This window comes from Pseudomonas sp. B23(2017), assembly GCF_002113725.1.
Classification (GTDB): domain Bacteria; phylum Pseudomonadota; class Gammaproteobacteria; order Pseudomonadales; family Pseudomonadaceae; genus Aquipseudomonas; species Aquipseudomonas putida_Z.
In genome coordinates this window covers 50365-62918 of record NZ_NEJM01000015.1, presented here as the reverse complement: position 1 = coordinate 62918, position 12554 = coordinate 50365, and the positions used below count along the sequence as shown (strand labels likewise).

The 12554-nt window shown below is 64.1% G+C and carries 9 protein-coding genes and 2 pseudogenes; 5 read left to right on the top strand and 6 right to left on the bottom strand.

The window, feature by feature from the left end; translation table 11 throughout:
• Nucleotides 1-145: 145 nt before the first annotated feature.
• The 3 genes and pseudogenes from CAG46_RS21590 to CAG46_RS21585 all read right to left on the bottom strand — a co-directional run bounded on the left by CAG46_RS21590 (nucleotide 146) and on the right by CAG46_RS21585 (nucleotide 1552).
• Complete coding sequence (locus CAG46_RS21590; protein ID WP_075044839.1) at nucleotides 146-514, bottom strand: hypothetical protein; 369 nt, start codon at nucleotides 512-514, stop codon at nucleotides 146-148.
• A 259-nt stretch (nucleotides 515-773) separates the two neighbouring features.
• A pseudogene (locus tag CAG46_RS29165) lies at nucleotides 774-875 on the bottom strand (hypothetical protein); the annotation flags it as partial.
• Nucleotides 876-907: 32 nt separating this feature from the next.
• Nucleotides 908-1552, bottom strand: coding sequence for an AraC family transcriptional regulator (locus CAG46_RS21585; RefSeq protein ID WP_143493501.1), 645 nt, complete (start codon nucleotides 1550-1552; stop codon nucleotides 908-910).
• A gap of 386 nt (nucleotides 1553-1938) precedes the next feature.
• On the opposite strand from CAG46_RS21585, the pseudogene CAG46_RS29160 reads away from it, so the two are divergent.
• The 3 genes and pseudogenes from CAG46_RS29160 to CAG46_RS21570 form a co-directional block, all read left to right on the top strand.
• A pseudogene (locus CAG46_RS29160) lies at nucleotides 1939-2062 on the top strand (LysR family transcriptional regulator); the annotation flags it as partial.
• Nucleotides 2063-2211: 149 nt separating this feature from the next.
• A complete protein-coding gene (locus CAG46_RS21580) occupies nucleotides 2212-3447 on the top strand; it encodes an SRPBCC family protein (protein WP_085618512.1) in 1236 nt (411 codons plus the stop codon).
• A gap of 1084 nt (nucleotides 3448-4531) precedes the next feature.
• On the top strand, nucleotides 4532-5023 hold the full coding sequence (locus CAG46_RS21570; protein WP_013972094.1) for a GNAT family N-acetyltransferase: 492 nt from the start codon (nucleotides 4532-4534) through the stop codon (nucleotides 5021-5023).
• A 60-nt stretch (nucleotides 5024-5083) separates the two neighbouring features.
• Here the strand turns inward: CAG46_RS21570 and CAG46_RS21565 are convergent, their stop codons facing one another.
• From CAG46_RS21565 to CAG46_RS21550, 3 genes are all read right to left on the bottom strand, one after another.
• Nucleotides 5084-6457: an 8-oxoguanine deaminase gene (locus CAG46_RS21565; protein WP_085618516.1), complete on the bottom strand. Its 1374-nt coding sequence runs from the start codon at nucleotides 6455-6457 to the stop codon at nucleotides 5084-5086.
• Between the two features lie 224 nt (nucleotides 6458-6681).
• Nucleotides 6682-8262, bottom strand: a complete 1581-nt coding sequence (locus CAG46_RS21560; RefSeq protein ID WP_085618518.1) for an aldehyde dehydrogenase (NADP(+)) — start codon at nucleotides 8260-8262, stop codon at nucleotides 6682-6684.
• Between the two features lie 263 nt (nucleotides 8263-8525).
• A complete protein-coding gene (locus tag CAG46_RS21550; protein ID WP_085618520.1) occupies nucleotides 8526-9905 on the bottom strand; it encodes an APC family permease in 1380 nt (459 codons plus the stop codon).
• Nucleotides 9906-10186: 281 nt separating this feature from the next.
• Here CAG46_RS21550 and CAG46_RS21545 point away from each other — a divergent pair, with 281 nt between their 5' ends.
• Complete coding sequence (locus tag CAG46_RS21545) at nucleotides 10187-11029, top strand: helix-turn-helix transcriptional regulator (protein WP_075044859.1); 843 nt, start codon at nucleotides 10187-10189, stop codon at nucleotides 11027-11029.
• A 42-nt stretch (nucleotides 11030-11071) separates the two neighbouring features.
• Complete coding sequence (locus tag CAG46_RS21540; RefSeq protein ID WP_025338659.1) at nucleotides 11072-12454, top strand: aspartate aminotransferase family protein; 1383 nt, start codon at nucleotides 11072-11074, stop codon at nucleotides 12452-12454.
• Nucleotides 12455-12554: the final 100 nt, after the last annotated feature.

Here is a 12554-nt window from a genome sequence, read left to right as displayed (position 1 = left end):
CCTGTGGGAGCGGCCTTGTGTCGCGATAGGGCCGCAGAGCGGCCCCAGGTTCCAGCATTACGGCTACCAATGCTGGGGCTGCTGCGCAGCCCTTTCGCGACACAAGGCCGCTCCCACATCGAACGCGCCAATTGCGGATCAACGATCAACGGCGATAGTAGCGGTGGTCATCATTGTAGCGGTGGTGCATGGCCCGCTCATGGCGGTGCTCCCAGTCGCGGCGCCGTTCCCAGTCGCGTCGGCGTTCCCAGTCTCGCCGGCGCTCCCAATCACGGCGGGCCTGCTCGCGGCGCCATTGTTCGCGGCGCCAGTCGCTGCGGTGGTCATGCCAGCGGTCGTCATCGTGGGCCAGCAGTGTGGCTGGCTGTTCATCGGCCACACTGGCCACCCTGGACCAGGGGTTGCCGGCAGGCTGCAACGGTGATTGAACCACCGGGGCTGCCACTACGGGCGCCTTCATTTGTGTTGCCGATGCCGTGCCCATCGCCGCGAACGAGAACAGGCCGAGCAGCATCAACCTTGCGACATGTATTTTCATGAGCGAAGCCAACCTCTGATAACAATTGAGCCATCTGGCCAGCAGGTGGTCGGCGAAGCTTGTCTCGCGTTCCGCTACCTTTCTGTGCCTCCCACATAGACCGGTAAACGGGAAAAAGTTCGCAGCGGCAACAACTTGTAGAACTTCTGCGCTTCAAAACAGATAGTCGGTTGGCGCGCCCTCCTGTGGGCGCGGCTTCAATCGTGAACACCGGCGCAGCCGGTGCCATGCACCGTTAGCCCAGGGCGGCCGCCTGCTGCAGGTTCAGCGAACGGGTTTCCGGGGCCAGGGCCCAGGACAGCAGCAGCCCGAAGAAAGTGATGGCAGCGGCCACATACTCAGAAACCTTCCTTGCGCGCTCCTTGTATTTCAAATTTCATAGCGCACTTCTTTTGAAGGTGGGTGGCCGAACTTGCTTTGATCGTGGTCCAGCGTGTCGAGCACCGCATCGGCCAGCGCGCGGCTGCAGCCAATGTTCAGCCACTGCAGCATCATTTCGAAGGCGCCCGCCGGCGAGGCGGCAGTCAGCCGGTCGCGGTCGAGCACCAGGGCATCGTGGGTGACCATGGCGTGTGGCACCCGCTCGGCCAGGGCAATGCGCTGTTCCGGGTGAATGGCGCAGCGGTAGCCGTCGAGCAGGCCGGCGCTGCCCAGGTACCAGGCGCCGTTCCACAAGCCGCCCAGCACCACCGGGAACCTGGCCAGCCGCTTCAGCAGGGCGGTCAGCCAGCCGGGTACCGTGCGCGCGGCCCGCAAGCCACCGCAGATAACCATGATGTCCAGGTCGCACAGGCGCACATCGGTCAGCGGCGTGTCTGGGCGAATGGGGATGGCCAGGTCGCTCATCACTTCGTTGTGGTTGTGGCTGAAGGTATGCACCCTGATCGAGCCTGGGGCGATCAGGTTGGCGGTGACCAGTACATCCAGCGCCTGGGTGAAACTGGGCAGGGAAAAGTTCTCCAGCAGCAGAAAACCGACCCGCGACGGCTTGGGGCGCGTGTTGGGTTGTGCCATGAACCCCAGGTTGCGCTCTTTGAAGGTGTGGCTGAATGTTCTTGTAGTTATTGTCATGTGTCACCCAGATGCCGAGGCCCGAGGTTCGGCTGACTAATAGAGTGAAAGCCATTCCAGGCGGGTGGATCTGGCATACAGGTCGGCGACTAATGTATGGGTGCAGCAAGGATGAAGTCCAACGACATTTTGTGCGGTTTCTTTGATAACCCAGTGTTATTGGTGAGTTCGGCGATTCTTCGCATAACCCAAGGTTATGTGTAAAGTAATTTAAGTGCCGATGTGGTTTTTTAACTGCTGTGTACGATTCAAGTGTCCTGTACGCGGAATGAGGAGAACACACCAGGACGTCACAGCGGCAAGTTGATCCCGATACCCTGTTACTTCGCATGTCTTCGTTACGTGCTGTCAAAGCGTTTGTCGCGGCAGCCAAGTACCAGAGTTTCACCCGGGCCGCAGAGGCGCTGTGTGTCGTAGGCGGCGATCAGCCGGCAGATTCGTGAGTTGGAAACTTAACAACGCATCATGAATTGTGCTTAGAAAATGTCGTTTGAAGCGGTCAGGGCTGAAGTTTAACTTGCGAGAAAGTTTCAGTTGGCTGGTTACAATGGTTCGGTAATTGTCAGCGGTTGTCGTGAATACCGTGTGGCTGGAAGATAATAATGAATAGCAATGAATCCGTCATTGGCCTGATCAAACAGCGCAAACCGCGGCATGTATTGCCCCGGGAACTGTATCTGGACCCGGAAGTGTATCGTCAGGACCTTGAGCAAATCTGGCACAAGGACTGGGTCTTCGCCGGCCACACATTCGAGATTCCCAAGGCAGGCCAGTATTTCACCCTGCAGATCGGCGACTACCCGGTGGCTGTCGTGCGTGGCAAGGATGGCGAAGTGCGCGCGTTCCACAATGCCTGCCGCCACCGCGGTGCCAAGGTGTGCGAACACGCTGCGGGTAAAGTCGCCAAGCTGGTGTGCCCTTACCACAAGTGGACATTCGAGCTGGATGGCAACCTGATCTATGCCGGCAACATGGGCGCGGATTTCGACAAGTCGCAATACAACCTCAAGCCGGTGCATGTGGAGGTCGTCCACACCTACATCTACGTGTGCGTGGCGCAACAGGCGCCGGACTTCAGCAGCTTCCGCGCGGCGGTCAGCCCCTTCATCGCCCCGCACGCCCTGGAAAACTGCAAGGTCGCCTTCGAGTCCAACCTGATCGAGAAGGGCAACTGGAAGCTGGTGTTCGAAAACAACCGCGAGTGCTACCACTGCGACGGCACCCACCCCGAGTTGCTCAACTCGTTCGTCGAGAACCTGTCGGTGGCCGGTGTGGGCGGTGACGATGATCCGGAGCTGGTGGCCCACTGGACCCGCTGTGAAACGGCCGGCATGCCCAGCCGCCTGGTCATGGACCCACTGGGGCGCTTCCGCATGACCCGCATCCCGCTCTCGGCCGGCGCCGTCAGCTACACCATGGACGGCAAGCCCGCCGTCAACGGGCGGTTGGACAGCAGTGGCGAGGCGGATATCGGTGCCTTGCTGTACTTCAACTATCCCTCTACCTGGAACCATTTCCTTGGCGACCACGCACTGAGTTTCCGCGTGCTGCCGATTGGCCCGGGGGAAACCTTGGTGACCACCAAGTGGCTGGTGCCGGAGTTGGCGGTGGAAGGGGTCGACTATGACCTCGACCGGTTGACCAAGGTATGGCTGGCGACCAACGACCAGGACCGCCGCTTGGTGGAAGGGACCCATGCGGGCGTTTCTTCGCCCAGCTATGAACCCGGGCCGTTCTCGGAGAATGCCGAGAACGGGGTGTGCCAGTTCGATGACTGGTACTGCGCGACCATGCTCGAGCGGCTGAGTGGGCGTGTGCCGTTGAAATCGGTGGGCTGAACATCCGGGCATGCTCGCGAAGCAGGCGACGCGGTGGATGGCACCGGCTTCGCCGGTGTTCGCGGCTAAAGCCGCTCCCACAGGTACAGCGTGATCCCGAAGCCTGCGCTGTACCTGTGGGAGCGGGTTTACCCGCGAAGCAGACTGCGCGGTGGATGGCACCGGCTTCGCCGGTGTTCGCGGCTAAAGCCGCTCCCACAGGTACAGCGTGATCCCGAAGCCTGCGCCGTACCTGTGGGAGCGGGTTCACCCGCGAAGCAGACTGCGCGGTGGATGGCACCGGCTTCGCCGGTGTTCGCGGCTAAAGCCGCTCCCACAGGTACAGCGTGATCCCGAAGCCTGCGCCGTACCTGTGGGAGCGGGTTCACCCGCGAAGCAGACTGCGCGGTGGATGGCACCGGCTTCGCCGGTGTTCGCGGCTAAAGCCGCTCCCACAGGTACAGCGTGATCCCGAAGCCTGCGCCGTACCTGTGGGAGCGGGTTCACCCGTGAAGCAGACTGCGCGGTGGATGGCACCGGCTTCGCCGGTGTTCGCGGCTAAAGCCGCTCCCACAGATACAGCGTGATCCCGAAGCCTGCGCCGTACCTGTGGGAGCGGGCATGCCCGCGAAGCAAGCGGCGCGGTGGATGGCACCGGCTGCGCCGGTGTTCGCGGCCACGGCCGCTCCCACAGGTACAGCGTGATCCCGAAGCCTGCGCCGACCCTGTGGGAGCGGGCATGCCCGCGAAGCAGGCGACGCGGTGGATGGCAGCGGCTTTGCCGGTGTTCGCGGCTGAAGCCGCTCCCACAGGTACAGCGTGCTCCCGAAGCCTGCGCCGTCCCTGTGGGAGCGGGCATGCTCGCGAAGCAAGCGGCGCGGTTGATGGCACCGGCTTTGCCGGTGTTCGCGGCTAAAGCCGCTCCTACAGGTACAGCGCGAGCCCGAAGCCTGCGCCGTACCTGTGGGAGCGGGTTCACCCGCGAAGCAGGCGACGCGGTGGATGTGTTCGGTTACTGCGCAGGTTTCGGGTACAAGCTGTACCTGTGGCTGCGGCGCTCATTTACCATGGCGGCTGTTTTTAGCCATTACCAAGGAATCCCTCCATGAGCGCCCCTCAGTTCCGCACCCCCACAGCCGCCGACGCCGAACGCTGCTACGCCATCGAAATCGGTGCCTATGAAGGCGATGAGGCGGCCACGCTGGAGAAGATCCGCACCCGCATCGCGCAGTATCCGCAGGGCTTCCTGGTGCTGGAAAACGCGGGCGAGATCGTTGGTTTCATCAACAGTGGCTGTGCCCACGAAGTGGTGATGTCCGACGAGGCATTCAAGGAGCTGGTCGGGCATGACCCGGCGGCGCCAAACGTGGTGATCATGTCGGTGGTAGTGGACCCGGCACACCAGGGCAAAGGCTACGCCAAGCAGTTGATGGATGAATTCATCGCACGCATGAAGGCGGCGGGCAAGCTGACCATTCACCTGATGTGCAAGGAACAGCATGTGGCGTTGTACCAGAAGCTGGGGTATCAGTACGTGAAACCGTCACCGTCGGACCACGGCGGCATGGCCTGGCATGAGATGCTCATGGTCCTCTGATTTCGCAAGACACGGCAGCGTTGCCGGCGATGGGCCGCCAAGGCGGCCCCGAATGGTTGCTTATTCGCCGCTGACCAGCTGGCGTGCCAACTGGTTGTGGCGCTCCAGCACCCGTGGCAGGTCGACCGTGGCCAGCTGGCCATCCTTCACCACCACACGGCCATTGATGACACTGGTGTGCACCTGGGTCGGGGTGCAGAACACCAGCGCCGCCAGCGGGTCGTGGTGGCCGCCGGCATAGGCCACGTGGCCGAGGTCGAAGGCGACGAAGTCGGCCACCATGCCTGGGGCCAGGGCGCCGATGTCGTTGCGGTTGAGCACCTTGGCACCGCCGAGCGTTGCAATTTCCAGCGCCTCGCGTGCAGTCATCGCGTCGGGGCCGAAGCCCACCCGTTGCAGCAGCAAGGCCTGGCGCACTTCACCGATCATGCTGGCGCCGTCGTTGGATGCAGAACCGTCGACCCCAAGGCCCACCGGCACCCCGTGGTCGCGCATCTTGCGCACCGGGGCGATGCCCGAGGCCAGGCGCATGTTCGAGCATGGGCAGTGGGCGACACCCGTGCCGGTGCGGGCGAACAGCTCGATGCCATGCTGGTCGAGTTGCACACAGTGGGCGTGCCACACGTCGTGGCCGACCCAGCCGAGGTCTTCGGCATATTCGGCGGGGGTCATGCCGAACTTCTCGCGGCTGTAGGCGATGTCGTTGACGTTCTCGGCCAGGTGGGTGTGCAACGACACCCCGTACTGGCGCGCCAGCACGGCTGCTTCGCGCATCAGGTCGCGGCTGACCGAGAACGGTGAGCAGGGCGCCACCACGATGCGGCGCATCGAGCCGTGCCTGGCGTCGTGATAGTCCTCGATCAGGCGCTGGGATTCCTTGAGGATGTCGGCTTCCTTCTCCACCACCGAATCAGGCGGCAGGCCGCCCTGGCTGCGGCCCACGCTCATGCTGCCGCGCGCGGCGTGGAAGCGCATGCCGATCTCGTCGGCGGCATGGATGCTGTCGTCGAGCTTGCAGCCGTTGGGGTAGATGTACAGGTGGTCGCTGGAGGTGGTGCAGCCGGACAGGATCAGTTCGGCCATGGCGGTCTGGGTCGACACCGCGATCATCTCGGGGGTCAGGCGTGCCCAGATCGGGTAGAGGTTGGTCAACCAGTTGAACAGCTCGCCGTCCTGGGCCGCCGGCACCACGCGGGTGAGGCTCTGGTACATGTGGTGGTGGGTGTTGACCAGGCCAGGGATGACCACCTTGCCGGCCATGTCCAGCACCACGTCGGCATGCTGTGGCAGGGTATCGCTGGGGCCGACCTGGCGGATCAGGTTGCCTTCGATGAACATTCCGCCGCTCTTGATCTCGCGGCGTTCGCCGTCCATGGTGACCAGAAGTTCGGCGTTTTTGACCAGTAGCGTTCTTGGAGCATTTGTAGATGACATGGCTTAAGCCTGTCGCAATACGCATCGGCGATTACCGATGTCATAGGCGCATGGCATTGTAAGCAAGGTTTTTGCGGATTGTATACAGGGCTGGTAATCCTGTGCCGGCCTCTTCGCGGGTAAACCCGCTCCCACAGGTACTGCACAGAATTCATGAGTTGTGTAGTACCTGTGGGAGCGGGTTTACCCGCGAAGAGGCCAGTACAGGCTACCTCAATGTCAGATCAAACCGCGCCACGGCTGGCGACCCCATCCACCAACCTCGCAATCCCCAGCGGGTTGGCACTTTTCAGCGCATCCGGCAGCAGCGCATCCGGGTAGTTCTGGAAGCACACCGGGCGCAGGAAGCGGTCGATGGCCAAGGTGCCGACCGAAGTGCCTCGGGCATCGGAGGTGGCCGGGTATGGCCCGCCATGCACCATCGCGTCCGATACCTCTACGCCGGTCGGGTAGCCGTTCAGCAGCAGGCGCCCGGCCTTGCGCTCCAGCAGCGGCACCAGCGTGGCAAAGGCACTCAGGTCGTCCGGTTCGGCAATCAGCGTGGCAGTCAGCTGGCCTTGCAGGTGGCGCAGCGCTTCGGCCAGTTGCTGGGCATCGGCCACTTCCACCACCACGGTGGTCGGGCCGAACACTTCTTCCTGCAGCAGAGGGTCGCTGTCCAGCAGCAGGCTCACGTCCGCCTTGAACAGCTGCGGCTGGGCCTGCTTGCCGGCTTGTGGCTGCCCGGCCAGGTGCTGGATGCCAGGGTGCGCCAGCAGGTGCTGTACACCGCCCTGGTAGCTGCGCAGGGTGCCGGCGTTGAGCATGGTCTGCGGTGCCTGGTCGGCCATGCGCGCCACCAGCGTGTGCACGAAGCGTTCGAACTGCGGCGACTTGATGCCCACCACCAGGCCCGGGTTGGTGCAGAACTGCCCGCAACCCAGCACTACCGAGGCGGCCAGTTCGCCGGCTACCTGGTCGCCACGGGCCTGCAGGGCCTGGGGCAGGACAATTACCGGGTTGATGCTGCTCATTTCGGCGAACACCGGGATCGGCTGCGGGCGCGCAGCCGCCATGTCGCACAGGGCGCGGCCACCACGCAGCGAACCGGTGAAGCCGACCGCCTGGATGGCCGGGTGCTTGACCAGTGCTTCGCCCACGCCGGCGCCATAGATCATGTTGAACACGCCTGCAGGCATGCCGCAGCCGGCCACCGCGCGGTCAATGGCCGCGGCCACGTGGGCAGCGGTCAGCATGTGCCCGCTGTGGGCCTTGAACACCACCGGGCAGCCGGCCGCCAGCGCCGAGGCGGTATCACCGCCGGCGGTGGAGAAGGCCAGCGGGAAGTTGCTGGCACCGAATACAGCCACCGGGCCGACGCCGATGCGGTACTGGCGCAGGTCCGGGCGTGGCAGCGGGGTGCGCTCGGGCTGCGCACGGTCGATGCGCGCACCGAGGAAGTCGCCGCGGCGCACCACATCTGCAAACAGGCGCAGCTGGTTGCTGGTGCGGGCGCGTTCACCGCGGATGCGTGCCTCGGGCAGCGCGGTTTCGCGCATCACATGCTGGACGAAGTCATCGTTCAGTGCGTCCAGTTCGTTGGCGATGGCGTCGAGGAAGGCGGCGCGCTGTGCCGGGCTGGTGCTGCGGTAGGCCGGGTAGGCAGCCTCGGCGGCCTGCACGGCGGCTTCGACTTCGTCGCTGGTCGCCTGGTGGAAGGCGTATGGCAGTGGCTCGCCGGTGTGGGCGTTGACGCTGTTCAGCAGCACGTCACCGTTGCCGCTGAGCTGGCCGGCGATGTGGTTCAGGCGATGTTCGATGGACATTTCGTTTCCCGTTGGCAATGACAGTCGTTGGGCTGGGACTGTAGGGGGCGAAATGCGTGCTGAATAATGATTAATGCGGATCAGGTGATAACAGATTGTTATCGCAACGGCCTTCTCCAAAAGTGTCCATCGTATGCGCAGGCCCCCTGTGGGAGCGGGTTCACCCGCGAACACCGGCGAAGCCGGTGCCATCCACCGAGTCGCCTGCTTCGCGGGTAAACCCGCTCCCACATGGACCGCGCAAATGCTCGAAAGCGCGTGGGTCACTCGGCCATCTGCAACTCCGGCAGCTTCACCCGGAACGCCCGGGTAAGCCCCAGCAGCACCACCAGGCCCATGCCCATCCAGCACAAACCGATGGTGAACGACAGGCTGGTCAGGCTGCTCCACAGCCACAGCGTGCTGAGGAAGCCCAGGCCGGGAATGGCGCCATACAGCAGGTAGTTGCGGCCACCACGCAGCTTGTGGTCGATCAGGTAGTGCTTGACCACGGCCAGGTTCACCGCCGAGAAGGCGAACAGCGCGCCAAAGCTGATCATGTTGGCCACCGTGTCGAGGCTGATCACCAAGGCAATCAGCGACAGCAGGCTGACCAGCAGGATGGCCGTGGCCGGTACGCGCTTTTTCGTCACCAGCTGGCCGAACGCACGCGGCAACGCACCGTCGCGGCCCATGGCGAACAGTACCCGCGACACGCTGGCCTGGGACACCATGGCCGAGGCGAAGCAGCCGGCCACGTAGGTGGCGGTGAAGGCGGTCACCAGCAGTTCGCCGCCGACCCGGCGCATCACGTCCACCGACGCCGAGTCCGGGTCGGCGAAGCTGCCCCAGTCAGGGAACACCATCTGTGCGCAGTACGACACCACCAGGAACAACATGCCGCCGATCAGCGACACGGCGAGGATCGCCACGGGAATGCGGTAGGTGGGGTTGCTGGTTTCCTCGGCCATGGTCGAGACCGCATCGAAGCCCAGGAACGACAGGCACAGCACGGCGGCGCCGGTCATGATTAACGGCACGCTGAAGCCTTCGTGGTGGAACGGCGCCAGCAGCGACACTGGCTGCGCCTGCCCGCTGAGGTTGTGGATGGACAGGGCGACGAACACGACGATGAACACCAGTTGCACCACCACCAGGATCCAGTTCACCCGGGTGATCGACTCGATGCCGATCAGGTTGAGGAAGGTGACCAGGGCAATGGAGCCCGCCACCCACACCCAGGCGTGGATGGCCGGGAAGTACTCCGACATGTAGATGCCGATCAGCAGGTAGCTGAGCAGCGGCAGGAAGATGTAGTCGAGCAGCAGGGTCCAGCCGGCGATGAAGCCGATGTGGCTGCCGAAGGCCTTGCGGGTGTAGGTGTAGACCGAGCCGGAATAGGGGTGGGCCTGGACCATGCGGCCATAGCTGTAGGCGGTCAGCAGCATGGCGGCGAGGGTCAGCAGGTAGGCGGTGGGCAGGTGGCCCTTGGTCATCTGGGTGACCAGCCCGTAGGTGGTGAATACTGCAAGGGGGACCATGTAGGCCAGGCCGAACAGTACCAGGGCGGGCAGCCCCATGGACTTGCGGAAACGGCCGTTGCTGGCGGTGGGTTGCGACGGGTTATGTGCAGGGCTATGGGCTGTACTTGTTGTTGTATGCATTGCTAACTCCTGGAAAGGGATGCAGGACGCCGCGGTATGCGAGCGGGCTCGATACCGGTGGGTGTTGTGCAAGGAGGTCGAGCGGGTGGCTCGCAGCGCTGGGGCGGGTTGATGCTCCCACACCCCGCCGGTACCCGGAATCACCCTTTGGGGTGAGCCGGCAGGGGGCTTTGCCTGCTCACCCCAAAGGGTGATTTCGGTGTTTGCAGTGCCATGGGAGTATCTGGCCAACGACGCACCGCACTGGCGGCGGTGCCTTTACTTGAGACGGCAGGCCCAAAGTGACTGATCAATTGCTTTCGCAACAGTGGTTCGAGCACCTGGCCAAGGTCACCGAGGCGATCGGCCGACCGGGCTTTGCCGCCACCCTGTTTGCTGCGCTTGGCGTGATTCGGCCGATCCAGGCGACCACGGTGTACCTGTACCCGCACGACGGCATGCCCTGCGCGCTGTTCGAGCAGGACGACAAGGCGCCTTGGCAGCCCGAGGGCAATGTCAGCCGCTACCTGTCCGGCTTCTATCTGCTCGACCCGTTCTACGGGGCCTGTGTGGAGCAGGTCGAGTCCGGTTGCTACGGCCTGTTCGAAGTGGCGCCCGACCACTTCGAGGTCAGCGAGTACTACCAGTCGTTCTACCGGCACTCGCACCTGGAGGATGAGCTCAACTACATCCTGCAGGTCGCGCCCGGGCAGAGCCTGGCGGTATCGCTGGCGTTCACCGACAAGCTCGATGGGCAAACCCGTGCGCTGTTCGCGCGTATCACGCCCTGGGTACTGGCGGTGCTCGGCAAGCACTTCGCCGGGCTGGACAGCCGCACCGGGCGCTTCGAGAACATCCTCGAGCAGCGCATCCACGCGGCGCTGAACAACTTCGGCAGCTCGCTGCTGACCGAGCGTGAGTGCCGTATCGCCCAGCTGATCCTGCGTGGCCACTCGACCAAGTCGCTGGCCGAGCGCCTGGGGGTGTCGGAGGACACCATCAAGTCACACCGCAAGAACGTCTACGCCAAGCTCGACATCGGTACCCAGTCCGAGCTGTTCTCCCTGTTCATCGACGCGCTGGCCAATGCCCAGGGCGTGCTGGGCAAGGACCCGCTGGAAAGCTACATGGGCAAGCTGCGCTGAGCGCAAGCCACCCTGCAACCCCACCGCAAAGGAAAACCAACAATGAATGCGCCTTTCGCCCCGCAACGCCAGACCCGTGACTACCAGGCAGCCGATGCCGCGCACCACATCCATGCCTTCCTCGACCAGAAGGCGCTGAACGCCGAAGGGCCGCGAGTGATCGTCGGTGGCGAACGCCTGCACCTGTGGGACAGCGAGGGCAAGCGCTACCTGGACGGCATGTCCGGCCTGTGGTGCACCCAGCTCGGCTACGGCCGCCGCGACCTGACCGCCGCCGCGGCCACGCAGATGGACCAGCTGGCCTACTACAACATGTTCTTCCACACCACCCACCCGGCGGTGATCGAACTGTCCGAGCTGCTGTTCAGCCTGTTGCCGGGGCACTACAGCCACGCGATCTACACCAACTCCGGCTCCGAGGCCAACGAGGTGCTGATCCGTACCGTGCGCCGCTACTGGCAGGTGGTTGGCCAGCCGAACAAGAAGATCATGATCGGCCGCTGGAACGGTTACCACGGCTCGACCCTGGCCGCCACGGCGCTGGGTGGCATGAAGTTCATGCACGAAATGGGCGGGTTGATTCCGGATGTGGCGCACATCGACGAACCGTACTGGTACGCCGAGGGCGGCGAGCTGACCCCTGCCGAGTTCGGCCGCCGCTGCGCCCTGCAACTGGAGGAGAAGATCCTCGAACTGGGTGCCGAGAACGTCGCCGGCTTTATCGCCGAGCCGTTCCAGGGCGCGGGCGGCATGATCTTCCCGCCGGAAAGCTACTGGCCCGAGATCCAGCGCATCTGCCGCCAGTACGACGTGCTGCTGTGCGCCGATGAAGTGATCGGCGGCTTTGGCCGCACTGGCGAATGGTTCGCCCACGAGTACTTCGGCTTCGAGCCCGACACCCTGTCGATCGCCAAGGGCCTGACCAGCGGCTACGTGCCCATGGGCGGCCTGGTGCTGAGCAAGCGTATTGCCGAGGCGCTGGTGGAGCGGGGCGGGGTGTTCGCCCACGGCCTGACCTATTCCGGCCACCCGGTGGCGGCGGCGGTGGCCATCGCCAACTTGAAGGCGCTGCGTGACGAAGGCATCGTGCGCCAGGTGAAGGACGACACCGGGCCGTACCTGCAACGCATCCTGCGCGAGGTGTTTGCCGACCACCCGTTGATCGGCCAGGTGCAGGGCGCCGGGTTGGTGGCGGCGCTGCAGTTCGCCGAGCACAAGCCGACGCGCAAGCGCTTCGCCAACGAGAATGACCTGGCCTGGCAGTGCCGCACTTTCGGTTTCGAGGAAGGGGTGATCATTCGCTCCACCCTGGGCCGGATGATCATGGCGCCGGCGCTGATCGCCAACCACAGCGAGCTGGATGAGCTGGTGGAGAAGACCCGCATTGCCGTGGACCGCACGGCGCGCCTGGTCGGCAAGCTCTAAAAACCTGCGAGCGCTCCGCAGCCCCTGTGGGAGCGGGTTCACCCGCGAAGAATGCGACGCGGTGCATGGCACCGGCTTCGCCGGTGTTCGCGGCGGTTCG